The sequence below is a fragment of the Streptomyces sp. BB1-1-1 genome, assembly GCF_031597775.1.
Classification (GTDB): Bacteria; Actinomycetota; Actinomycetes; order Streptomycetales; family Streptomycetaceae; genus Streptomyces; species Streptomyces thinghirensis.
Map to the genome: position 1 here is coordinate 1,034,712 of NZ_CP134203.1, position 23,688 is coordinate 1,058,399.

The window sequence follows — 23,688 nt, forward strand, 5'->3', positions numbered from 1 at the left end:
TTCTCACCACCGCAACCACACACAGGGAGCAGCGGAGCACATGCGTATCGGAATCCTCGGCCTCGGCCGCATCGGCGCCTTTCACGCCGAGACCCTCTCCGGACTCGAGTCCGTCGACTCGCTGGTCGTCGCCGACCCGTTCGCGGACGCCGCGAAGGCCGCCGCCGAGCGGTTCGGCGCCGAGGTCGCGGACTCCCCCGAGGCGGTGCTGGCCGCCGGGGTGGACGCAGTGGTGGTCGCGGCGGCGACCGACGCCCACCCGGGGCTGATCCTGGCCGCCGTCGAGGCCGGCGTCCCCGTCTTCTGCGAGAAGCCCGTCGCCCGCACCATGGCGGAGGGCGTCGAGGTGCTCAAGGCGGTCGCCGGTCACGACGTGCCGATCCAGATCGGCTACAACCGCCGCTTCGACGCCGGGTTCGTCGCCGCGCGGGCGGCCGTGCGGGGCGGTGAGCTGGGCAAGCTGCACACCGTGCGGTCCACCACGCTGGACCCGGCGCCACCGCCCGCCGCGTACATCGCCGCCTCCGGCGGCATCTTCCGCGACTGCTCGGTGCACGACTTCGACATCATCCGCTGGGTGACCGGCCGCGAGGTGACCGAGGTGTACGCCGTCGGCGGCAACCGCGGCGCCGACTTCATCAAGGACGCTGGCGACGCCGACACCACCGGAGCGATTCTCACCCTGGACGACGGCACGATCGCCGTGGTCTCCAACAGCCGCCACAACGCGCGTGGTTACGACGTACGCATGGAGATCCACGGCTTCGCGGACTCCATCGCCGTCGGCCTGGAGGACAAGCTGCCGCTGCGCTCGGTCGAGCCCGGCGTGACCTTCCCGGCCGGCACTCCGCACGACTTCTTCATGGACCGCTTCACCGCCGCCTACCGCGCCGAACTCACCGCGTTCACCGAGGTCGTCGCCGGTGACCGCACCTCCCCCTGCACGATCGAGGACGCGCTGGAGGCGGGCTGGATCGCCGAGGCCTGCACGCTGTCGCTGCACGAGCACCGGCCGGTGACGATCGAGGAGGTACGGCGGGGGTGAGACGGGCGTGCGGGTCGGCGGGCGGCGCGATCAGCTCGCCGGCTCGCTGATGTTCACCATCCAGGGGACGCCGAACCGGTCCGTGCACATGCCGAAGACATCGCCCCACATCTGCTTCTCCAGCGGCACGGCGACGGAGCCGCCGGCGGAGAGCTGCTCCCAGTAGCCGCGCAGCTCGGTCTCGTCGTCGCCGCTGAGACTCACCGAGAAGGTGTTCCCCGGGCTGTACTCCATCCCGGGCGGGGTGTCGGCGCCCATCAGGGTGAAGCCGCTCGGTGTCTCCAGCATGCCGTGCATGATCTTGTCGGCGTCGGGGCTGTCGGCCATGCCGGACGCGCCGAAGGTGTTCAGCGCCAGCGTGCCGCCGAACACCTGCTCGTAGAACTCCATCGCCTGTCGGGCATCGCCGTCGAAGCTGAGGTAGGGGTTGAGACGTGAGGACATGACTGCCTCCCGGAACGGGACGAAGTGCCAGTGCTGTGCACGCTAGCGCGCCCCACTGACAACGGCCCGCCGAGCGGCGCGCCGGCGGGACCCGCCCCGCCGGCACGGTCAGCAGCCTCGGTCTCGGAAGTCTCGGAGCCTCGGGGCCTCGAACGCCTCCGACGTCTCAGGCGCCGCAGGAGCGCAGGAACCTGCGGGTGCGGACGGCGATGGGCAGGGGCTTGTCGGGCTCGCAGGGGTACATGTCCTGCTCGACGATGGCGAACAGGTCCACGCCCAGTTTCTGGGCCGCCGTGAGCACCGGACCCAGCTCGGGTACGCCGGTGGGCGGTTCGCACATCACCCCGCGCTGCACGGCCGGCCCGAACGGCACCCCTCCCGCCCGCACCTCGGCGAGGATCTCCGGGTCGACCTGCTTGAGGTGCAGGTAGCCGATGCGCTCGGCGTACGTCTCGATCAGCTTGACGCTGTCGCCGCCGCAGTAGGCGTAGTGGCCGGTGTCCAGGCAGAGGTTGACCAGGTCGGAGTCGGTGGAGTCGAGGAAGCGCTCGACGTGCTCCTCGGTGTCGATGTGGGTGTCGGCGTGCGGGTGGACGACGATGTCGAGGCCGTAGGTCTCCCGCACCTCGTGGCCGAGGCGTTCCATGCCCTTGGTCAGGTGCGCCCACTGCTCGCCGGTCAGCTCCGGCGGTTCCAGGATCTCGGCGGTCTTGTCGTCGCGCCAGAAGGACGGGATGACGACGAGGTGTTTCGCGTCCATGGCCCGGGTCAGGGCGGCGACGCGGCTGACCTGCTCCCAGGTGGCGTCCCATTCCGAGGGGCCGCGGTGCAGGCCGCAGAAGATGGTGCCCGCGGAGACCTTGAGGCCGCGCCGGGTCACCTCGTCGGTGAGGCGGGCCGGGTCGGTGGGGAGGTAGCCGTAGGGGCCCAGCTCGATCCACTCGTAGCCGGCCTCGGTGACCTCGTCCAGGAAACGCTCCCAGGGCACCTGCCGGGGGTCGTCGGGGAACCAGACGCCCCAGGAGTCGGGGGCCGAGCCGACGCGGATGCGGTTGAGGGCAGCGGGCATGTCAGGCCTTCCCTTCAGCGGGTGCGGCGGAGTCCGGGGCGGCGGTGTCGGGCGCCACGGAGTCCGGTGCGGCGGTGTGGGGCGCCGCGGAGTCCCGTGCGGCGGAGTGGGGCGCCGCGGTGTCCGGCGCGGACACCTCCGGCTCCTCGTCCGGGAGGGCCTCCACGTCGACCCCGCCGACCTGCGCCAGTTCGTGCTTGAGGGCGGCGAGTTCGGCACCGCCCGCCATGTGGTTGGTGAGTTCTTCGAGGGTGATGTCGGCGCGGGCGGCGCTGAGTTCCAGGGTGCCCAGGCGCAGCACGCTGAAGTGGTCGCCGACCATGTACGCGTGGTGGGGGTTGTGGGTGATGAAGATGACGCCGAGGCCGCGTTCGCGGGCGGCGGCGATGTACTTGAGGACCACGCCGGACTGCTTGACGCCGAGGGCGGCGGTGGGCTCGTCGAGGATGAGGACGCGGGCGCCGAAGTAGACGGCGCGGGCGATGGCGACGCACTGGCGCTGGCCGCCGGAGAGCGTGCCGATGGGCTGTTCCAGGTCGTCCAGGACGATGCCCATGTTGCGCAGTTCCTCGTCGGCGGTCCGCTTCATGCGGGCGATGTCGAGGCGGCGCACGGGCCAGGGGCCCTTGGTCATCTCGGAGCCGAGGAAGAAGTTGCGCCACACCGGCATCAGGGGCACGGTGGCGAGGTCCTGGTAGACGGTGGCGATGCCCCGGGCGAGGGCGTCACGCGGGGTGGTGAAGCGCACGGCCCCGCCGTCGACGAGGAACTCGCCCTCGGTGTGCTGGTGCAGCCCGGAGATGATCTTGATGAGGGTGGACTTGCCGGCGCCGTTGTCGCCGAGCACGCAGGTCACCCGGCCGGGATGGACCGCGAGGTCGACGCCGTGCAGGGCGCGGATGTTGCCGTAGGCCTTGCCGGCGCCGCGCAGTTGGACGATCGGCCGGTCCGCCTCGGGCACGATGTCGGCGAGGACGGCCCCGTGGGTGCCGGCGGTCTTGCTGGTCATTTTCCGATCACCTCCGGGTCGCCGCGCGGCGGACCCACAGATTGATGAGGACGGCGCCGAGGAGCATCACGCCGAGGAAGGCCTTGAACCAGTCGGGGTTCCAGCCCGCGAAGACGATGCCCTGGTTCACCATGCCGAACATGAAGGCGCCGAAGACCGGGCCGATGGCGGAGCCGTAACCGCCGGTCAGCAGACAGCCGCCGATCACCGCCGCGGCGATGTAGATCAGCTCCTGGCCGACGCCCTCGCCGGACTGCACGGTGTTGAAGGAGAACAGCTGGTGCATGCCGACGAACCAGGCGCCGAAACCGACCAGCATGAACAGCGTGATCTTCGTGAAGGCGACGGGGACGCCGACCGCGCGGGCGCTGTCCTTGTTGCCGCCCACCGCGAAGATCCAGTTGCCGTACTTGGTGCGCAGCAGCACCCAGGTGGCCAGGGCGGCGAAGACGAGCCACCACACGACCGTGATCTTCACCTGGACGCCGCCGACGTCGAAGGACGAGGCGAAGAGGGCCTTGGCCTGGTCGAAGCCGTCCATGTCGCTGATGTCGTCGGTGGCAACGTTGCCGGTGACCAGTTTGGTGACCGCGAGATTGACGCCCTGGAGGATCAGGAAGGTACCGAGCGTCACCAGGAAGCTCGGCAGGCCGGTCTTCATCAGCACCCAGCCGTTGAACGCGCCGACGGCGAGGGAGACGGCGAGGGCGACGATCACGCCCACCCAGACGTTCATGGTCAGCTGGTAGCTGAGCATGCTGGCGGTGAGCGCCGAGGTGATGACGGCGACACCGGCCGACAGGTCGAACTCGCCGCCGATCATCAGCAGGGCGACGGGCAGCGCCATGATGCCGATGGTGGACGACTGGTACAGGACCGTCGCCATGGAGCCGCCCTCGCGGAGCGAGGGGGCGGCGATCAGGAAGAACACGAACACGGCGACGGCGCCGAGGAAGACCCCGACCTCGGGCCGGGCGAGCAGCCGCAGCGCCAGCGAGCGCTGCCGGGTCCGTCCGTCGGTCTGCCCCGGGCCGGGGACCGGCGGTGTGGTCACCGCCGGTTCAGCCTGTTGGGTCATGCTCATCACCGGGTGCCCTTCGCGGCGAACTCGGCGACGGCCTTCACGTTGGACTTGTCGACGAAGGCCGGGCCGGTCAGCACCGGCTGCTCACCGCCGCCGCTGTAGTTGCCGTTGTTCTTGTAGAGCCACATGCCGTCGACCGCCAGGTAGCCCTGGAGGTAGGGCTGCTGGTCGACGGCGAACTCGATGTCGCCCTTCTCGATGGCCCCGGTCAGTTCCTTGTTGAGGTCGAAGGTGGCGATCTTCGCCTCACTGCCGGTCTCGTCCACCGACTGCACGGCGGTCATGGCGAACGGGGCGCCGAGCGTGACGAGGCGGTCGATCTCGCCGTCCTGCTTGAGCTTGGCGGTGATGGTCGACTTCACCGAGGGCATGTCGGTGCCGTTGACGTAGAGGTTCTCGATGGAGCCCTCGAAGGTCTTCTTCACACCGTCGCAGCGCTGGGTCAGGCCGACGTTGCCCTGCTCGTGGATCACGCAGACGGCCTTCTTGGCGCCGTCCTCGTTCAGCCGCTTCCCGAGCGCCTCGCCGGCCACGGTCTCGTCCTGCCCGAAGAACGACATCAGGCCGAGCTTCTTCCAGTCCGCCAGTCCGGAGTTGAGGCCGACGACGGGTATGCCGGCCTTCTCGGCCTTGCCGAGCACGCCGCGGAGGGCGTCCGGCTTGGCGAGGGTGACGGCGATGCCGTCGACCTTCTGGTCGATCGCGTTCTGCACCAGGTTGGCCTGGTTGCCCGCGTTCGGGTCGGCGGAGTAGACGAGCTTGATGTTGTCCTTGGCCGCGGCCGCCTCGGCACCCTTGCGGACGATGTCCCAGAAGGTGTCGCCGGGTGCCTGGTGGGTGACCAGGGCGACGGTCATGCGGGGGGTGTTCGCCTTGCCCGCGGAGGCGCCCGAGTCCCCTTCCTCGTCGGCCTTCTTGCCCCCGGAGCCGCTGGAGCAGCCGGCGAGGGTCAGGGCCGCGGCGGCGGCGAGGGCCACGGCGGGGGCGAATCTGCGGGAGCGGGCGTGCGAAGAGCGGTCCATCTTTCCTGCACCTCACTGTGCGACTGTGCGACGGGGGAGCCGTGTGCCAGACCAGAGAAGAACGGCTGTTGCGCTGGGACCGGATACAAGTCCTTGGGACGCCCGCTGTCAATACTTTGTCAAGACATCATTTCACTCACAGGTCCGAATGTAAGTACAAAGTATTGACACGGTCGCCTCGGAGTCATACACCTGGGAGGCGGCAGGCCCCCGCCCAGCCCGAGGAGCGTCGCACATGGCCGAGTCAGTCCCGCGTTTCGATCTGATCACGATGGGCCGCATCGGGGTCGATCTCTATCCCTTGCAGACGGGCGTACCCCTGGCGGAGGTTGAGACCTTCGGCAAGTTTCTCGGCGGTTCGGCCGCCAACGTGGCCGTCGCCGCCGCGCGTCTCGGCCGCCGCACGGCCGTCGTCACCCGCACGGGCGACGACCCGTTCGGCGGATATCTGCACCAGGCGCTCGAGGAGTTCGGTGTCGACGACCGCTGGGTCGCCCCGGTCGCCGCGTACCCGACGCCCGTCACCTTCTGCGAGATCTTCCCGCCGGACGACTTCCCGCTGTACTTCTACCGCCGTCCCAAGGCCCCCGACCTCGAGATCCACCCGGAGGAGCTGGACCTCGACGCGATCCGGGCGGCCGCCATCTTCTGGATCACCGGCACCGGGCTCAGCGAGGAGCCGAGCCGTACGGCGACCCTGGCCGCCCTCGCCCACCGCGCCAAGGCCGGCACCACGGTCTTCGACCTGGACTGGCGCCCGATGTTCTGGGCCGACCCCGACCAGGCCCGCCCGTACTACACCGAGGCGCTGCGGCACGCGACCGTCGCGGTCGGCAACCTCGACGAGTGCGAGATCGCCACGGGCGTACGCGAGCCGCACGCCTGCGCCGAGGCGCTCCTGGCGGCCGGTGTGGAGCTGGCCGTCGTCAAACAGGGCCCGAAGGGCGTCCTCGCCGTGCACCGCGACGGCCGGAGCGCCGAGGTTCCGCCGGTGCCGGTCGAGGTCGTCAACGGCCTCGGCGCGGGCGACGCGTTCGGCGGCTCGCTCTGCCACGGTCTGCTCTCCGGCTGGGAGCTGGAGCGGACCATGCGGTACGCCAACGCGGCCGGCGCCCTCGTCGCCTCCCGTCTCGCCTGCTCCTCCGCGATGCCCACCGAGGCCGAGGTCGACGACCTCCTCGCGCGAGCCACTCCCTGAACGGAGCTTCGTCTTGTCCCTCAGCATCCCCGACCTCACCGCGGTCAGAGCCCGGCACCCGGAGGCGATCGCCGAGGCGGCGGCCCGCCGGGTACGCCGCCCGCTGATCGGCGGCTCCGGCCGCCTGATGATCGTGGCCGCCGACCATCCGGCGCGCGGAGCGCTCGGCGTGGGCGACCGCCGGCTCGCCATGGCCAACCGGGCCGACCTGCTGGAGCGCCTGTGCACCGCGCTGTCCCGGCCCGGCGTCGACGGGGTGCTCGCCACCGCCGACGTGCTGGAGGACCTGCTGCTGCTCGGGGCGCTGGAGAACAAGGTCGTCATGGGCTCGATGAACCGCGGCGGCCTCGCGGGCGCCGCCTTCGAGATGGACGACCGCTTCACCGGTCACCGCGCCGAGGACATCGCCCGCCTGCGCTTCGACGCGGGCAAACTGCTGCTGCGCATCGACTACGACGACCCCGGTTCGCTGGCCACCCTGGAGTCCACGGCGCGCGCGGTCGACGCCATGGCCGAGCGGGAACTGCCCGTCTTCGTGGAGCCGTTCATCTCGCGCCGCGTCGAGGGGCGGGTCCGCAACGACCTGTCCGCCGACGCGGTCACCCGGTCCGTCGCCATCGCCTCGGGCCTCGGCGGCACCTCCGCCTACACCTGGCTGAAGCTGCCCGTCACCCACGACCCGGACGACATGGGCGAGGTCCTGGAGACCTCGACACTGCCCGCCGTCCTGCTCGGCGGTGACATAGGGGGCTCCCCCGCGGACCAGGTCGCCGCCTACGAACGCTGGCGCAAGGCACTCAGGCTGCCCACCGTGCAGGGCATGGTCGTCGGCCGCTCGCTGCTCTACCCGGCCGAGGGCAGCGTGGAACAGGCGGTGGACACGGCCGTCGGACTGCTGTGACCTACCAGGAGAGGACGAGGAGATGACGTACCACCTTCCGGCGGGCAAGACGGCGAGCGGCGCCTACGCCGTGGACGTGACGCCCGAGAAAGCCGGCTGGGGCCACTCGGCCCTGCGCGTACTCGAACTGCCGCCCGGCGGCACCCACACCTTCGACAGCGGCGGCAGCGAGTGGATCGTCCTCCCGCTCAGCGGCGGCTGCACGGTCGCCACCGCCGACGACTTCGGCCGGGACACCTTCGAACTCACCGGCCGCGCCGACGTGTTCAGCGGCGTCAGCGACTTCGCGTACGTACCGCGCGACGCCCGCACGACCGTGACCTCCACCGGCGGTGGCCGCTTCGCCCTCACCGGCGCCCGCTGCACCCGCCGCCTGCCCAGCCGCTACGGCCCGGCGTCGTCGGTTCCGGTGGAGCTGAGGGGCACGGGGAACTGCTCCCGGCAGGTCAACAACTTCGGTGCGGCCGGGGTGTTCGAGTGCGACAGTCTCATCGCGGTCGAGGTCATCACCCCGGGCGGCAACTGGTCCTCCTTCCCGCCGCACAAGCACGACGAGCACCGCCCCGGCGAGGAGTCGGTACTGGAGGAGATCTACTACTTCGAGTTCGCGGACCACGAAGGCACCCCCGGCCTCGGCTACCAGCGGGTCTCCCCGTCCGGCCGGGGGCAGGGCACGGACGTGCTGGCCGAGGTCCGCGACGGCGACGTGGTCCTCATCCCCGACGGCTGGCACGGACCGTCGATGGCCGCCCCCGGCCACCACATGTACTACCTCAACGTCATGGCCGGCCCGGAGGCCGAACGCGCCTGGCTGATCTGCGACCACCCCGACCACGCCTGGGTCCGCGACACCTGGGCGGACCAGCCGGTCGACCCCCGACTCCCCCTCTACACCGCACCGGAGAGGTCCGCATGAGCGCCGCCACCCGCCGACTGACGACCGCCCAGGCCCTGGTGCGCTTCCTGGCCGCCCAGTACAGCGAACGCGACGGTGTACGGCACCGCCTGATCGCGGGCACCTGGGGCATCTTCGGCCACGGCAACGTGGCCGGCCTCGGCCAGGCCCTCGTCGAGTACGCCGACGTCATGCCGTACCACCAGGGACGCAGCGAACAGGCGATGGTGCACGCCGCCGTCGGCCACGCCCGCCAGCTGAACCGCCTGTCCGCGCAGGCGGTGACGACGTCCATCGGCCCCGGCGCCACCAACCTGGTCACCGGCGCCGCCCTCGCCACCGTCAACCGCCTGCCGGTCCTGCTCCTGCCCGGCGACTACTTCGCCTCGCACGCCGCCGACCCGGTGCTCCAGCAACTGGAGCACCCGATCGAGGCCGACGTCTCCGTCAACGACACCCTGCGCCCCGTCTCCCGCTACTTCGACCGCGTCACCCGCCCCGAGGCCCTCGTCGCCTCCGCCCTCCAGGCAATGCGCGTGCTCACCGACCCGGCCGAGACCGGCGCGGTCACCCTCGCGCTGCCCCAGGACGTGCAGGCGGAGGCGTACGACTGGCCGGAGGAGTTCTTCGCCGACCGGGTCTGGCGGGTACGGCGTCCGGCGCCCGACCCGGTGGAGCTGACCGAGGCGGTCCGGGCGATCCGGGCCGCCGGGCGCCCGCTGATCGTCGCGGGCGGCGGCATCCACCACAGCGAGGCGGAGGAGGCCCTCGTAGCCCTGGTGGACGCCACCGGTATCCCGGTCGCCTCCACCCAGGCGGGCAAGGGCGCGCTGCGCCACGACCACCCGGCCGACCTGGGCGGCATCGGCCACACCGGCACCGCCGCCAGCGACGACCTCGCCCGCACAGCGGACCTGGTGATCGGGGTCGGCACCCGCTACTCGGACTTCACCACGGCCTCCGGCACCCTCTTCCAGCACCCGGACGTCCGCTTCCTGAACCTCAACATCACCGCCTTCGACGCCCACAAGCTCGCCGCCCGCACCCTGGTCTGCGACGCCCGGACGGGGCTCACGGCGCTGACGGATGCGCTGTCCGGCCACCGGGTGGACGCGGCGTACGAGGCCGAGTACCGCGCCGGCAGGGCCCGCTGGGACGAGGCGGTGGAGGCGGCCTACCGCGCCGACGACGACAGCACCGTGCCGACCCAGACGCAGGTGCTGGGCGCGCTGGACGCGGTCGTCGGCGACGAGGACGTGGTGATCAACGCGGCCGGCTCGCTCCCCGGCGACCTGCACAAACTCTGGCGGGCCCGCTCGCCGCGCCAGTACCACCTGGAGTACGGCTACTCCTGCATGGGTTACGAGATCCCGGCCGCGCTCGGCGTCCAGCAGGCCGCGCCCGGCACGCCGGTGTGGGCGCTGGTCGGCGACGGCACGTACCTGATGAACCCGACGGAGATCGTCACCGCCGTCCAGGAGAACCTGCCGGTCAAGCTGGTCCTGGTCCAGAACCACGGCTACGCCTCCATCGGCGGCCTGTCCGAGTCGGTCGGCGCCGAGCGCTTCGGCACCGACTACCGCCACCGCGCCGCCGACGGCACCTTCACCGGCGCCCCGCTCCCCGTCGACCTCGCCGCCAACGCGGCCAGCCTCGGCATGGACGTACTGCGCGCCAAGACGGTGGGGGAACTGCGCGAGGCCCTGCGGACGGCCCGCTCGGCGGACCGTCCGACATGCGTGTACGTGGAGACCGACCCGGCGCCGCAGGCCGCTCCCCCGGCCGCCGCCTGGTGGGACGTGCCGGTGGCCGAGGTGTCCGCCCGCGAGGCCGCCACCGGCGCCCGCGCGGAGTACGAACGCGCCGTCGCCGACCGCCGCCGTCACCTCTGACGAACCGTCCTCCATGACGCTCCGTCACCTATCCAAGGGAGGTACGTCCATGGCGAAGACCGGCGTCCCCGCACGTGCCGTGACCGCCCCCGCGCTCAGCACCCTGGACTTCGCCCTGGACCGGGGCAGTCCGGTGCCGCTGTACTACCAGCTGGCCCAGCAGTTGGAGGCGGCGATCGAACAGGGCGTCCTCGCCCCGGGGAACCTGCTGGGCAACGAGGTGGACCTCTCCGTGCGCCTCGGCCTGTCCCGGCCGACCGTCCGTCAGGCCATCCAGTCCCTGGTCGACAAGGGGCTGCTGGTCCGACGGCGCGGGGTCGGCACGCAGGTGGTGCACAGCCAGGTCAAACGTCCCCTGGAGCTGAGCAGTCTCTACGACGACCTGGAGGCGGCCGGGCAGGGACCCACCACGCGGGTGGTGCGCAACGAGGGAGTGCCCGCCCCGGCCGACGTGGCGGCGGCCCTCGGCGTCGCGGAGGGCGGCGAGGTCACCGTCCTGGAGCGGCTGCGCCTCACCCACGGCCAGCCGGTGGCGCTGCTGTGCAACTACCTGCCGGCGACGCTGCTGGACCTCGACGACGCCCGGCTGGAGTCGACCGGCCTGTACCGGATGATGCGCGCGTCCGGCATCACCCTGCACAGCGCCCGCCAGACCGTGGGCGCCCGCTCGGCCACCCGCGAGGAGGCGGACCGCCTGGACGAGGAGGAGGGCGCCGCACTGCTGACCATGCAGCGCACGGCGTACGACGACACCGGGCGCCCGGTCGAGTACGGGACGCACATATACCGCGCGTCCCGGTACGCGTTCGACTTCCAGCTGCTGGTCAGGAGTTAGTGGACCGTGTCCAGTCGGGTCCGCTGCTCCGGGGTGAGGTCCAGGTCCACGGCCGCCAGGTTCGCCTCCAGTTGGGCCACCGACGACGCTCCGGCGAGCGGGACGATCGGCAGTTCGGCGCCGATCTGCCAGGCCAGGACGACCTGGCCCACGGTGGCGCCGGTCTCCCGGGCGATGTCGCGGAGCACCGCGAGCCGGGCCGGGGTGCCCGGGTGGTCGTAGTCCGGGGGCAGCGGCTTGTCGTCGCGGTCGTAGGCGCCGGCCAGGAGGGGTGAGTAGGCGACCAGGGTCAGGGCGGGCTCGGACCGCAGGTAGCCGAGCAGTTCCGGGCCGGCGTGGCCGAGGCTGCCGTCCGGGGAGAAGTCGCCGGGCACGTCGAAGCGGGGGCGCAGGTGGCTGTGCTGGTACTGGAGCACCTCGTAGCCGGGCAGTGCGGCCGCGGCGGCGAGGGCGCGGGCCCGCTCCACCCGCCATATCGCCTGGTTGCTGACGCCGAGCAGTCCGACCGTGCCCTCCGTCCCCAGCTCACCGAACGCCTCGACGGTCTCGCGCTGCGGCACGGTGTGGTCGTCGATGTGCGCGTACAGCAGGTCCAGCTTGTCGACGCCGAGCCGCTCCCGGCTGCGGTCCGCGGCCTCGCGGATCACCTTGGCCGACAGACCCTCGGGGTTGTCGGTGTAGCTGGTGCCGGGGGCCAGGGGGCGGGCGCCGAGCTTGGTGGCGATGACGATCTCGTCGCCGATACCGCGGCTGCGCCGCCAGCGGCCGAGGAGTTCCTCACTCTGGCCGCCCTGGCCGCCGTCCGTCCAGAAGGCGTAGTTGTCGGACGTGTCGATGAAGTTCCCGCCGGCCTCGACGTAGCGGTCGAGGACGGCCAAGGAGGTCTTCTCGTCGGTCAGCGAGCCGAACAGCATCGCGCCGAGCGCGAGCACGCTCACCTCACGGCGGTGGGCCGGGTCGGTGCCGAGAGTGCGGTACTTCATGGAGTTCCTCCCCTTCGTACCCGGTCGTCCGGGCACGAGAGGGAGTCTTCAGTTTGAAGTGCGCTTCAAGTCAAGCGGCTTCGGCGTCAGCCCTTTCCGGCAGGGCGGGCGAAGGGGCCTTCCAGCGCCGCCCACTGCAGCAGCATGATGGTCTTCGCGTCGGCGATCTCGCCGGTGCGGATCATCTCCAGGGCCCGGCGGAAGGGCAGTTCGAGGGTCTCGATGTCCTCGCCCTCCTCGTCCAGGCCGCCGCCCTGGTGGGTGCGGGTGGCGGGACCGTAGGCGGCGGCGTAGAAGCTGACGCGTTCGGTGACCGAGCCGGGGCTCATGTAGACGTCGAAGACGTGCCGGACCTCTCCGACGGTGTGCCCGGTCTCCTCGACGACCTCGCGCCGCACGGCGACCTCGGGGTGCTCGTCCTCGTCGTCGAGCAGCCCGCCGGGGGTCTCGATCAGCATGCCGTCGGGATGGCCGTTGACGTAGACGGGGAGGCGGAACTGGCGGGTGAGCAGCACGGTTTCGCGTTCCGTGTCGTAGAGCAGGACGGTGGCGCCGTTGCCGCGGTCGTGGGTCTCGCGCTCCTGGGTGCTCCAGGTGCCGTCGGCTCGCCGGAAGTCGAAGGTCGTGGTGCGTTCGACGTACCAGTGGCTGGAGAGGAGCCGTACGTCCCGGACCTTCACCCGGGGGTTGCCGGTCAGGTCCCGGCCGGCCCGGTCGAGTCCGGTGCGGCCCCGGCGGTCCGGGGTGTCGATGCCGGCGGTCATCGGCGGCCGTCCGGACTCGGTCGCTTCGGCGGCGTGGGGTGGGGCGAGTTGGTCATGCCCGCTTCTACCACCTGGTCCGGCCGCGCACGAAGTAGTGACGAAAAGCCGGACGGCGCCCCGCGGACCGACCCGAACGCCTGGCGAGGCTGCCCGTATGCTCGGAGCCGGAGGAACCCGAGGAGACATGACGGAAACCGTACAGAACCTGCCCCTGCTGCTGGCCGGGGCCAAGCGCTGGCTCGACGAAGCGCTGACGGCGAGCATGCGGGCAGCCGGCGAACAGCCGCTGAGCAGCGCCCAGGGACAGATCTTCGCCCTCCTGGACCCGGAGGGCACCACGGTCGCCGAGCTCGCCCGCCGCCTCGGCGTCACCCGTCAGACCGCCCACCAGGCCGTGCACGGGCTGCTCACCCTGGGTCTGCTGGAACAGGTGCCGGACCCCTCCTCGGCACGCAACCGCCTGATCCGCATCACCACGGAGGGCACCCGCGTCCACCGACGCGCCCAGGCGACCCTCGACGTCATCGAGGGCGTGCTGGCCGACCGCATCGGCGTCGCGCAGGCCACGGCACTGCGGACCGCCCTGACCCTGCCGCGCGGCGAGCCGCCGGTCGTGGAGGCCCCGTGAACAGGCGACGGCACAAGAAGCTGTCCCGGCGCCTCGTCGACGCGACGCTGGTCGGCGACATCGCGCTGGTGAGAGCGGTACTGCGAGCCGGAGCGCCGGCCGAGACGGCCGACGCCGCGGGCACCACACCGCTGTACCAGGCCTCCGTGAACGGCGCCGCCGACATCGTCCGCGTGCTGCTGGCGGCCGGCGCCTCGCCCGACACGGAGAGCGGGATCGGCTCGGAGGGCACCCCGCTGTGCGGGGCCGCCTGCTGGGGCCACACCGAGGCCGTACGCGCACTCCTCGAACACGGCGCCGACCCGAACCTCCGGGAGGACCACGGCACGGGCTGGGCACCGCTCGACTGGGCCTCGAAGGGGCCGTATCCGGAGACGGTGGACCTGCTCGTCGCGGCGGGGGCACGCCCGCGCTCGTGACCACGGCGGGAAGGGCGGCACCCCGCGGCACGGAGCGGCACAGAAAAGGGCCTCCACGGATTCTCGCCCGTGAAGGCCCTTCACACCGTCGGGACGACAGGATTTGAACCTGCGACCCCTTGACCCCCAGTCAAGTGCGCTACCAAGCTGCGCCACGTCCCGGTCCGCTCACACGCGGCGAACCGCGCGATCACGCGGACAGAACTTTACCTCACACCCCGGACCACGCCTAAGCGGGCACGGGCGGGACAATCGGTCCCATGGACAGCCCTGCCGACAGCCCCATGGACAGCACAGCCTCGAACCGGCCGGCGGACGCGCGGGACCGCGACGAGGAGGGCCGGGCGCGCAACGCCCGGCCCCGGGACGGCCTCGGCCGCCCCTTGCCGTACGGCACGGACGGCGTCCCCCGCCAGCCGGAAGGCGTCGTACGGGCCCCCGAGGAGACGGTCGCCGAGGCGCAGCGGCTGCTGGACGCGGGGCGGCCGTTCCACGCGCACGAGGTGTTCGAGGACGCCTGGAAGTCGGGCCCCGAGGAGGAGCGGGAGCTGTGGCGGGGGATGGCCCAGCTGGCCGTGGGACTCACGCACGCGGCCCGCGGCAACGTCACCGGCGGGGCCAGGCTGCTGCGGCGCGGGGCCGGGGCGGTGACCGCGTGGGCGGCTTCGACGTCCGGGCGGGGACGGCCGTACGGGATGGACCTGGACCGGGTCGCCGGCTGGGCCCGGGAGCTGGCGGAGGACGTGGAGGGCGGCGCGACCGTGGACGCGGGGGCGCGGGCACCTCGGCTGCGGGGCTGAGGGCAGCCCGGCCGGGGCGTTGTCAGTGGCGTACGGCAGACTCGTGGCGTGCGGAAGATTCATGTGATCGGTATCGGCGCGGGCGACCCCGACCAGCTCACCCTGCAGGCGGTGAGGGCGCTGCGCGGCACGGACGTGTTCTTCGTCCTGGACAAGGGCGAGGTGAAGGCCGACCTGGTGCGGCTGCGCCGGGACATGCTGGAGACGCACATACCGGAGGGGACGTACCGGGTCGTCGAGGCGCGCGACCCGGAGCGGGACCGGAGCGCGGGCGGCACGGCGTACTCCCCCGCCGTCGGGGACTGGCGCAGTGCCCGCGCCGGCATCTACGAGCGGCTGATCGCCGAGGAGCTGGGCGAGGACGAGAGCGGTGCCTTCCTGGTGTGGGGCGACCCGGCGCTCTACGACAGCACGCTGGGCATCCTGGAGGAGATCCTGGAGCGCGGCGCGGTGGCCTTCGAGTACGACGTCGTGCCGGGCATCAGCAGCGTCTCCTCACTCGTCGCCCGGCACCGGACCGGGCTGAACCGGGTGGCGCGGCCGGTGCAGATCACCACCGGGCGGCGGCTCGCCGAGGGCTTCCCGGAAGGGGTGGACGACGTCGTGGTGATGCTCGACGCCCACCAGGCCTTCCGGCGGTACGCGGACCAGGACATCGACATCTACTGGGGCGCCTACATAGGCACCCCGGACGAGATCCTCGCCTCCGGCCCGATCGCCGAGGCCGCGCCCCGCATCGAGCGGCTGCGCGCCGAGGCGCGGGAACGCAAGGGCTGGATCATGGACACGTATCTGCTGCGGCGCAACCCGGGCGACGGCTAGCCGGACCGACCGGCCGGCCACCCCGAGGGCCGCACCCGGGCGGACCGTCCCCGCATGCGTGGCCGGTGCACCGGTGTGATCGTGACCGTGTGACAGCCGCCGAGGAAACCCCACGGAACGCCACCGCCCAGCCGCCCGTGCTCGACAAGCGCCGCCGCAACGTCGTCTTCGTCACGATCATGCTGGGCATGCTCCTCGCGGCCCTCGACCAGACAATCGTCGGCACCGCGCTGCCGACGATCGTGTCGGATCTGGGCGGCGGCGAGCACATGTCGTGGGTGGTGACCTCGTACCTGCTCGCCGAGACCGTGGCCACGGTGCTGGTCGGCAAGTTCGGCGACATGTTCGGCCGCAAGGTCGTCTTCCAGGTCTCGGCGATCGTGTTCATCACGGGCTCGTTCCTGTGCGGGCTGGCCACCAGCATGCCGCTGCTGATCATCTGGCGGGCGATGCAGGGCATCGGCGCGGGCGGCCTGATGGTCACGTCGATGGCGCTGATCGCGGACGTCATCCCGCTGCGGGAGCGCGGCAAGTACCAGGGCGCCATCGGCGCGGTGTTCGGGGTGGCGACGGTCATCGGCCCGCTGCTGGGCGGGTTGTTCACCGACCACCTGTCCTGGCGCTGGGCCTTCTACGTCAACGTGCCCATCGCGATCGTCGTCGTCATCGCCGCCGCGCGCACCATCCCGGTGGTGAAGTCGGCCGCCCGGCCCGTCATCGACTACCTGGGCATCGCGCTGGTCGCGGTCGGCGCGAGCGCGCTGATCCTGGCGACGAGCTGGGGCGGAAACCAGTACGCGTGGGGCTCGGCCGTGATCATCGGCCTGTTCGCGGGCGGGCTGATCGCACTCGGGCTGTTCGGCTGGGTGGAGACCCGGGCGGCCGAACCGATGCTGCCGATGCGGCTGTTCTCCAACCCGGTGTTCACGGTCTGCTCCATCCTCAGCTTCATCGTCGGCTTCGCGATGCTCGGCGCGCTGACGTATCTGCCGACCTACCTGCAGTACGTCGACGGCGACTCGGCCACCGTCTCGGGCGTCCGCACGCTGCCGATGGTGGCCGGGCTGCTGATCGCGTCGGTCTTCAGCGGGAGCGTGGTCAGCAAGACCGGACGGTACCGGCTGTTCCCGATCGTGGGCACCCTGGTGATGGGCGTCGGCCTGTATCTGATGTCGCTCATGGGGCCGTCCACGGGCGCCTGGCTGGAGTCGCTGTACATGTTCGTGCTCGGCACGGGCATCGGCCTGTCCATGCAGGTGCTGACCATCGCGGTGCAGAACACCGTCGACTACGCCGACCTCGGCACCGCGACCTCCGGCGTCACCTTCTTCCGCACGCTGGGCAGTTCCTTCGGCACCGCCGTCTTCGGCACCATCTACGCCAACGCGCTCGGCCCCAACCTGCGGGACGGCGTGTCCGCCGCCGTGGGGACCGGCGCCGCCGATCCGGCCGCGATCAGCAGGGCGGCGACCAGTCCGGAGGGTGTGCACCGGCTGCCGCCGGACGCGTCGGTGCCCATCGTCGGCGCGTACACGGACACCATCCAGACCGTTTTCCTGTGGACGGTCCCGGTCGCGGCGCTGGGCTTCCTCGTCGCGCTGTTCCTCAAGCAGGTCCAGCTGCGCGACAGCGCCCGGCTGGGCTCCACCGACATGGGCGAGGGCTTCGCCTCACCGCACGACGCCGACAACAGGCGGGCGCTGGAGGCCTCCGTCGGAAAGATCATCGGCAGTACGGAGCTGGACACCGCGCGCCGGATCATCGCGGACAGCGACACCCGGCTCGACGTCGCCGGTGCCTGGGCGGTCATGCAGGTCGACCTGTTCACGCGGCTGGTCGGGCACGCCAGCCTCGGCCTGATCGCGGCTCGCCGCCGGCTGCCGCCGGAGGTGCTGCTGCCGGTCTTCGACCGCATGGTCGAGGAGGGTTTCCTGACCCGCCACGGCTCCCTGCTCTCCCACACCGACGCCGGTGCCCGTGAGGCCCTGGTCATCGGCCGGGCCTGGTCGGCATGGCTGGAGGACCGGGTGGAGCAGGACATCGGCCGGCCCTCGGACACGGACTTGCGTGCCGCGGTCGACTCGATCGCCAAGCGTCTGCTGGTCGAGGACCTGAGCAGCGGTCTGCCGGAGCGCGTGCGGCAGCCGGTCACGGCGGTCCGCTGAGCCCCAGCCGCTCCAGCCGCTCCAGGACCGCCGGCACGTCGGGCACCACGTCCGCGCCCCGCGGCAGCGGAGGCCTGCGGACGACCACCACCGGGAGAGCCAGCTCGCGGGCCGCCGTGAGTTTGGCCGCGGTGGCCGCTCCCCCGCTGTCCTTGGTCACCAGTACGTCGATGCGGTGCTCGCGCAGCAGGACCCTCTCGTCGGCCTCGGTGAACGGGCCGCGGGCCAGCAGCACGCGTGTGTCCGCTGGGAGGGGTGGCTCGGGGGGCTCCACCGAGCGGGCGACGAAGTGGTGGTCGGACAGGTGCGCGAAGGCCGCCAGGCCCAGTCGGCCGGTGGTCAGGAAGACGCGGCGGCCGAGGCCCGGCAGCAGGTCGGCCGCCTCGGCGAGGGAGGCGGCCGAATGCCAGCGGTCGCCTGGTCCGGCCTGCCAGCCGGGGCGGCGCAGGACCACCGCGGGGGTGCCGGTGGCCGCCGCGGCGCGGACCGCGTTCGCCGTGATCGTCTCGGCGAACGGGTGGGTCGCGTCGACGAGGGCGTCCACGTGCTGCTCGCGCAGCCAGGCGGCCAGCCCCTCGGGTCCGCCGAAGCCGCCGGTCCGCACCTCCCCGGCGAGGGAGCCCGGCCGGGTCACGCGTCCCGCGAGGGAGGTGGTGACGCGGACGCCGGATCGCGCCGCCAGATCGGCGGCCAGGCGGCGGGCCTCGGTGGTGCCGCCGAGGATCAGCACGTGCGGGGACGGGGTCAGGCGGGACATGGCGTCGAGACTACGGTCCGTCAGGGCAGCAGGAGCTGGAGGCCCCCCACCACCGTCGCCGCGATCACCAGCCGCTCGAACAGACGTTGATTGATCCGGCTCACCGCCCATTTGCCGATGAACGCCCCGGGCACCACGAAGACCACGAGCGCGGCGTCGAGAAGCAGCGAGCGGCCGTCGATCAGGCCGAGGCCGGCGCTGAAGGGCAGCTTGGAGACGTTGACGATCAGGAAGAAGAAGGCCGACGTGCCCAGGAAGCCGAGCTTGCGGAAGCCCGCGGAGAGGAGATACATCGACATCACGGGGCCGCCCGCGTTGGCGACCATCGTGGTGAAGCCGCCGAGGACGCCGTACGAGCGGGCCTTCACGCGGCCGGTCCGTGAGGTGACCTCGTCGAGCTGCCCCTCCGCGTCGGCGGCCTGCCGCCGGCGCCACATCGTCACCCCGGCCATGAACAGCAGGATCACACCGATCGACGTCCGGACGATCGCGTCGTCGGCCCACACCAGGAACAGGGTGCCCGCGACCACGCCGACCGCCACCGCCGGGAACAGCCGCCACAGCGTGGGCCAGTGCGCGTGGCGCCGGTAGGTGAGCACGGCCAGGATGTCACCGGCGATCAGCACCGGCAGCAGGATGCCGGTGGAGGCGCGGGCGGGCAGAACCGCCGCGAAGATCGCGAGGCTGACCGTGTTGGCCCCGCTCACGGCGGTCTTGGAGAAGCCGACGAGCAGGGCCGCGAAGGCGAGTGCGGCGAATTCCCAGCCGGTGAGGTGCCACAGCGTCATGGTGTCCATTGCGGGCACCGATGCTATGTGCACCTGTCCGGTGCCCGTAAGCACCGTCTCGCCAGGTGGCCCCTTAGCCGGCCGCGTACCGCACCCGCAGTTCCCGCTTCAGCACCTTCATGCTCGGGCCCAGCGGCAGCGCGTCCGCGAACTCCACGCGGCGCGGGTACTTGTACTTGCCGAGGTACTGCTTGGACCACTCGATGACCTCGGCGGCGTCCGGCGTCGCGTCGGGGGCCGGGACGACGACGGCGCACACCTCCTCGCCGTGCAGCTCGTCCGGAAGGCCGATGACGGCTGCTTGCGCGATGCCGGGGTGCCGCATCAGCACCTCCTCGACCTCGCGCGGATATACGTTGTAACCGCCGCGGATGATGATGTCCTTCTTGCGGTCGACGATCCGGAGGAAGCCGTCGTCGTCCTTGGTGCCGAGGTCCCCGGTGCGGAACCAGCCGTCGACGAGCGCCTCGGCGGTGGCCTCCGGGCGGCCCAGGTAGCCGGAGAAGACGTTGTGGCCGCGTACGACGACCTCGCCCAGCTCACCGGGCGGCAGCAGCTCGATGCGGCCCTCGGCCTCCGCGCGGGCGATCTCGACGTCCACGCCCCACAGGGGGTGGCCGATGGTGCCGGGCCTGGCGCCGAACACCGGCTGGTTCACGGCCGCCGCCGGGGAGGTCTCCGACAGCCCGTACCCCTCGTGGATCTTCGCGCCGAAGGCCTCCTCGAACCGCTCCAGGACGGCCACCGGCAGCGAGGCACCGCCGGAGACGCACACCCGCAGCCCGGGCAGGGCGTCGGCCCCGGCAGCCGCGGCGGCGAGGGCGACGAACATGGTCGGGACGCCGTGGAAGGTGTTGACCTTCTCCCGCACCATCAGCTCGATCGCGCGCGCGGCGTCGAAGCGCGGCAGCAGGACGAGGGTGGCCCCGGCGCGCCAGGTGGAGTTCAGGGAGACGGTCTGGCCGAAGGCGTGGAACAGCGGCAGCGCGCCGAGTGCGACGTCGTCGGGTCGGATGTCGTTGGCGTCGAAGGCGTTGACGGTCGCGTTCATCACCAGGTTGAAGTGGCTGAGCACGGCGCCCTTGGGGACGCCGGTGGTGCCGCTGGTGTAGAAGACGACGGCGGGGTCGTCGGCGTCGCGGGTGACGTAGGAGGGCAGTGGCTCGGCGTCGGCCGCGAGCTTGTCCAGCTCGTCGCCGAGGGTGACGACCCGTACGCCCGCCTCCCGGGCTGCGGCCGCTCCGGTCTCCGCCTGTGCCGGGTGGCACAGCAGCAGGGTGGCGCCGCTGTCGCGCAGGACGTGCTCGACCTCCGTCGGTGACAGCAGCAGGTGGACCGGGACGACGACGCCACCGGTCGCGGCGATGGCGTAGTACGCCTGCGGGAATTCGGCGGTGTTCGGCGCCATCAGCGCCACCCGGTCCCCCGGCCGGACCCCCAGGCCGGTGAGGGCGCCGGCCTGGGCCCGGGCCCGCTGCCACACCTCGGCGAAGGTCAGCCGCAGGTCGCCCTCGACCAGTGCCTCCTTGTCGGGACGGCGCCGGGCGTTCTCGGCGAGGATGGCGGCGACGGAGAGGGTTGCCATGGGGTGTTGCTCCGTTTCCTTGCTGCTTCCTTGCTGCGGCTCCGCAGCGGGGGCGGATGATGTGCGTCCGGCCGGGCTAGGGGTGTCGTTCGACCAGCACCGCGCTGCCCTGCCCCACGCCGACGCACATCGTGGCGAGCCCGCGGGCCGCTCCCGTGCGGCGCATGCGGTGGAGCAGGGTGGTGAGGATGCGGGCGCCGGAGCAGCCGAGCGGGTGGCCCAGCGCGATGGCGCCGCCGCTGGGGTTGACCAGCTCGGGGTCGATGCCGAGCTGGTCCACGCAGGCGAGGGCCTGGGCAGCGAAAGCCTCGTTGAACTCGGCCGCCGTGAGGTCGTCGATGCTCCAGCCGGCGCGGGCGAGGACCTTGCGGGTGGCGGGGACCGGGCCGATGCCCATGACGTCCGGGTGGACGCCGGCCGAGCCGCCCGCGACGTAGCGGCCGAGGGACTCCAGGCCCAGGTCGTTCAGGGCCTCCTCGCTGACCAGGAGGAGGCCGGCGGCGCCGTCGTTCATCGGGGAGGCGTTGCCCGCCGTGACGGTGCCGCCGGCGCGGAAGACCGGCTTGAGGCGGCCCAGCTTCTCGACGGAGGTGTCCTCGCGGACGCACTCGTCGGCGTCGACGACCACGCCGTCGGGGCGTTCGACGGGGAGCAGCTCGTCGTCGAAGTGGCCGTTCTTCCGGGCCTCGGCGGCGAGGCGGTGGCTGCGCAGGGCGAACTCGTCCTGGCGTTCGCGCGGGATGCCGTACCGCTCGGCGACCTCCTCCGCGGTCTCGCCCATGGCCAGCAGACCGTGCAAGTCCTTCATCGCCGGGTTGACCAGGCGCCAGCCGAGGCGGGTGTCGACGGTCTCGATGCGGTGCGGCAAGGCCTCGTCGGGGCGGGGCAGCACGAAGGGGGCGCGGCTCATCGACTCCGAGCCGCCGGCGAGCACGATGTCGGCCTCGCCGGCGGCGATGGTGCGGGCGGCGGTGGTGACGGCCTCCAGGCCGGAGGCGCACAGCCGGTTCACCGTGGCGCCGGGCACGGACTCGGGCAGGCCCGCGAGCAGGGCGGCCATGCGGGCGACGTTGCGGTTGTCCTCGCCGGCCTGGTTGGCGGCGCCCCAGTAGACGTCGTCGACGCGGGCCGGGTCGAGCGCGGGGACATCGGCGAGCAGGCCCCGGAGCACGGCGGCGGCGAGATCGTCGGGCCGCACGGTGGACAGGGCGCCGCGCAGCTTGCCGATCGGGGTGCGGCGGGCGGCCGCGAAGTGGACGGGACGCACGGGGGACTCCTGACCGTCACTCGGTCGCCGGGCGGCGAACGAACACTCAAGACGAACACTTAATTAGCACTGCTAGTTTTGGACTATAGACCGCCGGACGGCTCCCTGGGAAGATCCTCCGGTGACCTTCACCGACGCAGCTGGAGGAGAGATGACCGAGGCCCGCGAGCACGTCCTGAGCGGAACACGGGGACGGCTCACCGCCCGCGAGTGGCCGGCCGGGCGGCCCACGTACGTGGCGCTGCTGGTCCACGGATACGGCGAGCACATCGGCCGCTACGGCGAGGTGGCCGGCGTCCTGACCGGGCACGGCGCGGCCGTCCACGGCGTCGACCACGCCGGGCACGGGCGGTCGGACGGCGAACGGGTGCTGATCGAGGACTTCGAGGACGTGGTCACCGACGTGCACACCGTGGCGGAGCGGGCCCGGACCGCCCACCCGGACCTGCCCGTCGTCATGATCGGGCACTCCATGGGCGGCCTGATCGCGTCCCGCTACGCCCAGCGCCACCCCGGCGAGCTGACCGCGCTGGTGCTGTCCGGGCCGGTCATCGGCGACTGGGAGCTGCCGCGCACGCTGCTCGCCCTTCAGGAGATCCCCGACACCCCGATCAGCCCGTCCTCGCTCTCCCGGGACCCGGCGGTAGGCGCGGCGTACGCGGCGGACCCGCTGGTGTGGCACGGCCCCATGAAGCGGCCGACGGCGGAGGCGTTCGTACGGACCCTGGACACCGTGGCCGAGGGCGGCGACGTCGGCCCGCTCCCGCTGCTGTGGGCGCACGGCGACGACGACCGGCTGGTACCGCTGCCCGGCAGCCGCGTCGGTGTCGAACGGCTCAGCGGCGGCGACCTGACCGAGCGGATCTACCCGGGCGCCCGGCACGAGATCTTCAACGAGACGAACCGGGCGGAGGTGTTCACCGACGTCACGCGCTTCCTGGACGGCGTACTCGCCCGCTGAGCGGCCGGGCGCTCGCCCCCGGTGCCCCGGCGGGGGCGTTTGCCCTGGAGCCCCATGGGCACCCGCGCCCCCATGGAGTGGTTGCGCCGCGCCGCCTGCGTGGATGAGGACCCCGAACTGTTCTTCCCGGTGGGCACGGCCGGACCGGCTCTGCGGGACACCGAGGCCGCCAAGGACGTCTGCGCCCGGTGCCCGGTGAGCGCCCAGTGCCTGGCGTTCGCCCTGGAGCTGGGGCAGACGTCGGGCGTGTGGGGAGGCACCGGCGAGGAGGAGCGCGTCGCTCTGCTCCGTACGACCGCCCAGTACACACATGCGCACGACTACGCACATACGCACATACGCACGACGAAATGAG

At 72.1% G+C, this 23,688-nt stretch carries 24 protein-coding genes and 1 tRNA gene; 13 read left to right on the top strand and 12 right to left on the bottom strand.

The annotated features are described in order from the left end of the window. Window positions 1-40: 40 nt before the first annotated feature. A complete protein-coding gene (locus tag RI578_RS04680) occupies window positions 41-1,045 on the top strand; it encodes a Gfo/Idh/MocA family oxidoreductase (protein ID WP_310869866.1) in 1,005 nt (334 codons plus the stop codon). 30 nt (window positions 1,046-1,075) lie between these two features. Here RI578_RS04680 and RI578_RS04685 read toward each other — a convergent pair whose 3' ends face one another. The 5 genes from RI578_RS04685 to RI578_RS04705 all read right to left on the bottom strand — a co-directional run bounded on the left by RI578_RS04685 (window position 1,076) and on the right by RI578_RS04705 (window position 5,673). Continuing rightward, the gene (locus tag RI578_RS04685) at window positions 1,076-1,489 is read right to left on the bottom strand and encodes a VOC family protein (protein ID WP_310869867.1); all 414 of its coding nucleotides are present in this window, start codon (window positions 1,487-1,489) and stop codon (window positions 1,076-1,078) included. A gap of 166 nt (window positions 1,490-1,655) precedes the next feature. Continuing rightward, the gene (locus RI578_RS04690; protein WP_310869868.1) at window positions 1,656-2,558 is read right to left on the bottom strand and encodes a sugar phosphate isomerase/epimerase; all 903 of its coding nucleotides are present in this window, start codon (window positions 2,556-2,558) and stop codon (window positions 1,656-1,658) included. 1 nt (window position 2,559) lies between these two features. After that, window positions 2,560-3,567, bottom strand: a complete 1,008-nt coding sequence (locus RI578_RS04695; protein ID WP_310869869.1) for an ATP-binding cassette domain-containing protein — start codon at window positions 3,565-3,567, stop codon at window positions 2,560-2,562. 7 nt (window positions 3,568-3,574) lie between these two features. Continuing rightward, window positions 3,575-4,651 carry an ABC transporter permease gene (locus RI578_RS04700; RefSeq protein ID WP_310869870.1) on the bottom strand — a complete coding sequence of 359 codons (1,077 nt, stop codon included), beginning with the start codon at window positions 4,649-4,651 and terminating at the stop codon, window positions 3,575-3,577. Beyond that, complete coding sequence (locus tag RI578_RS04705; RefSeq protein ID WP_310869871.1) at window positions 4,651-5,673, bottom strand: sugar ABC transporter substrate-binding protein; 1,023 nt, start codon at window positions 5,671-5,673, stop codon at window positions 4,651-4,653. The genes RI578_RS04700 and RI578_RS04705 overlap by 1 nt, the downstream gene beginning before the upstream one ends. Window positions 5,674-5,908: 235 nt before the next feature. Here RI578_RS04705 and iolC point away from each other — a divergent pair, with 235 nt between their 5' ends. The 5 genes from iolC to RI578_RS04730 are packed head-to-tail and all read left to right on the top strand — an operon-like array spanning window position 5,909 to window position 11,394. Beyond that, window positions 5,909-6,871 carry a 5-dehydro-2-deoxygluconokinase gene (gene iolC, locus RI578_RS04710; protein WP_310869872.1) on the top strand — a complete coding sequence of 321 codons (963 nt, stop codon included), beginning with the start codon at window positions 5,909-5,911 and terminating at the stop codon, window positions 6,869-6,871. Window positions 6,872-6,884: 13 nt separating this feature from the next. After that, the gene (locus RI578_RS04715; protein WP_310869873.1) at window positions 6,885-7,772 is read left to right on the top strand and encodes a deoxyribose-phosphate aldolase; all 888 of its coding nucleotides are present in this window, start codon (window positions 6,885-6,887) and stop codon (window positions 7,770-7,772) included. 22 nt (window positions 7,773-7,794) lie between these two features. After that, complete coding sequence (gene iolB, locus RI578_RS04720) at window positions 7,795-8,688, top strand: 5-deoxy-glucuronate isomerase (RefSeq protein WP_310869874.1); 894 nt, start codon at window positions 7,795-7,797, stop codon at window positions 8,686-8,688. Next, window positions 8,685-10,559, top strand: a complete 1,875-nt coding sequence (iolD, locus tag RI578_RS04725) for a 3D-(3,5/4)-trihydroxycyclohexane-1,2-dione acylhydrolase (decyclizing) (RefSeq protein ID WP_310869875.1) — start codon at window positions 8,685-8,687, stop codon at window positions 10,557-10,559. The genes iolB and iolD overlap by 4 nt, the downstream gene beginning before the upstream one ends. Before the next feature lie 49 nt (window positions 10,560-10,608). Continuing rightward, the gene (locus RI578_RS04730; protein ID WP_310869876.1) at window positions 10,609-11,394 is read left to right on the top strand and encodes a GntR family transcriptional regulator; all 786 of its coding nucleotides are present in this window, start codon (window positions 10,609-10,611) and stop codon (window positions 11,392-11,394) included. Here RI578_RS04730 and RI578_RS04735 read toward each other — a convergent pair. Both RI578_RS04735 and RI578_RS04740 read right to left on the bottom strand, forming a co-directional pair. Continuing rightward, on the bottom strand, window positions 11,391-12,377 hold the full coding sequence (locus tag RI578_RS04735; protein WP_310869877.1) for an aldo/keto reductase: 987 nt from the start codon (window positions 12,375-12,377) through the stop codon (window positions 11,391-11,393). The genes RI578_RS04730 and RI578_RS04735 overlap by 4 nt on opposite strands. Before the next feature lie 86 nt (window positions 12,378-12,463). Then, a complete protein-coding gene (locus tag RI578_RS04740) occupies window positions 12,464-13,141 on the bottom strand; it encodes an NUDIX domain-containing protein (protein ID WP_310869878.1) in 678 nt (225 codons plus the stop codon). A 184-nt stretch (window positions 13,142-13,325) separates the two neighbouring features. Here RI578_RS04740 and RI578_RS04745 point away from each other — a divergent pair, with 184 nt between their 5' ends. Together RI578_RS04745 and RI578_RS04750 are read left to right on the top strand one after the other, a co-directional pair. Continuing rightward, window positions 13,326-13,769: a MarR family transcriptional regulator gene (locus RI578_RS04745; protein ID WP_310869879.1), complete on the top strand. Its 444-nt coding sequence runs from the start codon at window positions 13,326-13,328 to the stop codon at window positions 13,767-13,769. Continuing rightward, window positions 13,766-14,188: an ankyrin repeat domain-containing protein gene (locus tag RI578_RS04750; protein ID WP_310869880.1), complete on the top strand. Its 423-nt coding sequence runs from the start codon at window positions 13,766-13,768 to the stop codon at window positions 14,186-14,188. Before RI578_RS04745 ends, RI578_RS04750 begins: the two co-directional genes overlap by 4 nt. An 88-nt stretch (window positions 14,189-14,276) precedes the next feature. On the opposite strand, the gene RI578_RS04755 is transcribed toward RI578_RS04750, so the two are convergent. Beyond that, a tRNA-Pro gene (locus tag RI578_RS04755) sits at window positions 14,277-14,350 on the bottom strand. Between the two features lie 98 nt (window positions 14,351-14,448). On the opposite strand from RI578_RS04755, the gene RI578_RS04760 reads away from it, so the two are divergent. The 3 genes from RI578_RS04760 to RI578_RS04770 all read left to right on the top strand — a co-directional run bounded on the left by RI578_RS04760 (window position 14,449) and on the right by RI578_RS04770 (window position 17,975). Next, a complete protein-coding gene (locus tag RI578_RS04760; RefSeq protein ID WP_310869881.1) occupies window positions 14,449-14,988 on the top strand; it encodes a DUF309 domain-containing protein in 540 nt (179 codons plus the stop codon). Between the two features lie 48 nt (window positions 14,989-15,036). Further along, window positions 15,037-15,810 carry a precorrin-6A synthase (deacetylating) gene (gene cobF, locus RI578_RS04765; RefSeq protein ID WP_310869882.1) on the top strand — a complete coding sequence of 258 codons (774 nt, stop codon included), beginning with the start codon at window positions 15,037-15,039 and terminating at the stop codon, window positions 15,808-15,810. 89 nt (window positions 15,811-15,899) lie between these two features. Continuing rightward, entirely contained in the window at window positions 15,900-17,975 is a 2,076-nt protein-coding gene (locus RI578_RS04770) for an MDR family MFS transporter (RefSeq protein WP_310869883.1), read from the top strand. Here the strand turns inward: RI578_RS04770 and RI578_RS04775 are convergent. From RI578_RS04775 to RI578_RS04790, 4 genes are all read right to left on the bottom strand, one after another. Continuing rightward, complete coding sequence (locus RI578_RS04775) at window positions 17,959-18,732, bottom strand: cobalt-precorrin-6A reductase (RefSeq protein WP_310869884.1); 774 nt, start codon at window positions 18,730-18,732, stop codon at window positions 17,959-17,961. The genes RI578_RS04770 and RI578_RS04775 overlap by 17 nt on opposite strands. Window positions 18,733-18,752: 20 nt before the next feature. Continuing rightward, window positions 18,753-19,529 carry a sulfite exporter TauE/SafE family protein gene (locus RI578_RS04780; RefSeq protein ID WP_310869885.1) on the bottom strand — a complete coding sequence of 259 codons (777 nt, stop codon included), beginning with the start codon at window positions 19,527-19,529 and terminating at the stop codon, window positions 18,753-18,755. Window positions 19,530-19,593: 64 nt separating this feature from the next. Further along, on the bottom strand, window positions 19,594-21,105 hold the full coding sequence (locus RI578_RS04785) for a long-chain fatty acid--CoA ligase (protein WP_310869886.1): 1,512 nt from the start codon (window positions 21,103-21,105) through the stop codon (window positions 19,594-19,596). Window positions 21,106-21,181: 76 nt separating this feature from the next. After that, window positions 21,182-22,372 (bottom strand): thiolase family protein, encoded by a 1,191-nt coding sequence (locus RI578_RS04790; RefSeq protein ID WP_310869887.1) that lies wholly within the window; start codon window positions 22,370-22,372, stop codon window positions 21,182-21,184. Between the two features lie 151 nt (window positions 22,373-22,523). Between RI578_RS04790 and RI578_RS04795 the strand changes: the two genes are divergently transcribed. Both RI578_RS04795 and RI578_RS04800 read left to right on the top strand, forming a co-directional pair. Next, entirely contained in the window at window positions 22,524-23,333 is an 810-nt protein-coding gene (locus RI578_RS04795) for a lysophospholipase (RefSeq protein WP_310875666.1), read from the top strand. Between the two features lie 54 nt (window positions 23,334-23,387). Next, window positions 23,388-23,687, top strand: a complete 300-nt coding sequence (locus RI578_RS04800; RefSeq protein WP_399059472.1) for a WhiB family transcriptional regulator — start codon at window positions 23,388-23,390, stop codon at window positions 23,685-23,687. The last annotated feature ends 1 nt before the right edge of the window (window position 23,688 follow it).